The organism is Pseudomonas sp. EL_65y_Pfl1_R83 (assembly GCF_963970695.1).
Taxonomy (GTDB): Bacteria; Pseudomonadota; Gammaproteobacteria; order Pseudomonadales; family Pseudomonadaceae; genus Aquipseudomonas; species Aquipseudomonas tritici.
This window is the reverse complement of record NZ_CAXAQI010000522.1, coordinates 1-369: the sequence shown is the minus strand read 5'-3', so window position 1 is coordinate 369 and position 369 is coordinate 1. Positions and strand designations below refer to the sequence as shown.

The 369-nt window shown below is 60.7% G+C and carries 1 protein-coding gene; it reads right to left on the bottom strand.

Annotated elements, in window-relative coordinates; genetic code table 11:
• Positions 1 to 369: RHS repeat domain-containing protein (locus AACY08_RS30150; RefSeq protein WP_339472741.1), on the bottom strand; the 369-nt coding region annotated here is incomplete at both ends.

The window sequence follows — 369 nt, the reverse complement described above, 5'->3', positions numbered from 1 at the left end:
TTTTCTCGATGCGTCGACCCAGCGGGTCATAGGTCATCCTGACCACGCCGCCGTTCTCATTACGTACTTCAACCAACCGGCTTTCCGCGTCATACGCAAAGCGTTGCACGCCTCGTTTGGCGCTGCGCTTTTCAATCATCCGGCCAAACGCATCGTAGCGATAACGCTTGTCCTGATAGGTCAGCAGCTTGTTATGCACCACCAACCCGGCACCCGCCTGCGGGCCATCCAGCAGGTTGGCAGCGGCGTCGTAGGCGAAGGTTTCACGCTGGCCGTGCAGGCTGTCCTGGCTGGCGATGATGCGGCCGGTGGCGTCGTAGTGCAGCAACTGGCGGTGTTGCGCAGCGGGTTGTTGGTCGAGTTTGCCGA